General features: G+C 65.2%; 2 protein-coding genes and 1 pseudogene. All 3 read right to left on the bottom strand.

The genetic code is table 11. The features are described 5' to 3' along the window. A pseudogene (locus AS93_RS20435) lies at positions 1-226 on the bottom strand (hypothetical protein); the annotation flags it as partial. A 23-nt stretch (positions 227-249) separates the two neighbouring features. Continuing rightward, complete coding sequence (gene aroQ / locus AS93_RS0117815; protein ID WP_027591851.1) at positions 250-693, bottom strand: type II 3-dehydroquinate dehydratase; 444 nt, start codon at positions 691-693, stop codon at positions 250-252. Between the two features lie 200 nt (positions 694-893). Continuing rightward, the coding region (locus AS93_RS19760) for a thioredoxin family protein (protein WP_037009994.1) at positions 894-1,284 on the bottom strand (391 nt) is incomplete at its 5' end.

Here is a 1,284-nt window from a genome sequence, read left to right as displayed (position 1 = left end):
ATGGTGCCAAACAGAAAGCCGTCTGCAGGCAATTGCAATTGGCGGCGCGCCTCCAGCGGCGACAGGAAGCAGCCATCGGGGCCGGAGCGGCGTAGACGTGCTGGGCAGCGCCCTTGCCGGTGTTACGGCTGATGCGCACGGACTCTTCGCCTTCGCGAATCTCCAGTTCGTCGATACCGGACTCTTCCAGCAGCTCGATCAGTTTCTTGACTTTACGGATATCCATTAAGCAATCACTCCCAAGTAGGGTCAGGGGCGTTCAAGGTGTTCTAGTGCCGCCTCCAGGGCCAGGCGGTAGCCGCTGGCGCCGAGACCGCAGATCACTCCCACCGCCACGTCGGAAAAGTAGGAGTGATGCCGGAAAGGTTCACGTTTATGCACGTTGGACAGGTGAACTTCGATGAATGGGATGCTCACTCCCAGCAGCGCGTCACGTATCGCAACGCTGGTATGCGTAAAAGCCGCCGGATTGATGAGGATGAAGTCCACGCCCTCGCCACGCGCGGCGTGAATCCGCTCGATGAGCACGTGCTCCGCGTTGCTCTGCAGCCAGTGCAGTTCATGACCGGCGGCGCGGGCGCGCTGTTGCAGATCGGCATTGATCTGTTCGAGCGTGATCGCGCCGTAGATACCGGGCTCGCGAGTGCCCAGCAGGTTGAGATTGGGACCGTGCAGCACCAGCAGCGTGGCCATGGGGGAACCTTGTGCGGGGATGGAAGTCGGCGACTATGCCGGGAACCGGGGGCGGCTGTCCATAAGCCAACAGTAGACGGCCGATTGCCGGGTAATGGCCGACGTTGGCCGAAAGATGCCTGGGTTTCGGAATGCTGGGGCGGAAGCCGACCGCCTGGTCGGAACCGCTGCCGCCAGCCTTGCGCGGGCGGCAGCTGGCTTCAGAGGCGCATGCTCGCTTCGCGCAGGCGCTCGCCGAACAGCGCGGCGGTGGTTTCGCCGACCACGCGCAGGTCCTGCCACTCTTCGCCGCTGGGCGCGAACAATTGCAGGGCTGGCGGGCCGAACAGCTGGTAGCGATCGAGCAGGGTCCGCTGGGCGGCGTCGCTGCGCGTGATGTCGAAGCGCAGCAACCGGTAGCCGGCCAGCTGTTCACGGATCTGGGGTGCCTCGAGCACCTCGCGTTCGATGACCTTGCAGCTCACGCACCAGTCGGCATACCAGTCGAGCAGCACCGGCTGGCCGGCGGCGCGCGCGTCGGCCAGGGCGGCATCCAGGGCGGCGGGCTCATCGAGGGTCAGCCAGGCGCCACTCTGCACGCGGGTCGCCGGC

The organism is Pseudomonas sp. RL (assembly GCF_000647775.1).
Classification (GTDB): domain Bacteria; phylum Pseudomonadota; class Gammaproteobacteria; order Pseudomonadales; family Pseudomonadaceae; genus Serpens; species Serpens flexibilis.
Note: the sequence above shows the minus strand (reverse complement) of the source record. Positions and strands in the feature narration are given on the sequence as shown.

Bases quoted from the DNA above. Each gene is read 5' to 3' on its own strand.
- aroQ (WP_027591851.1), bottom strand. From the start codon at position 693: ATGGCCACGCTGCTGGTGCTGCACGGTCCCAATCTCAACCTGCTGGGC.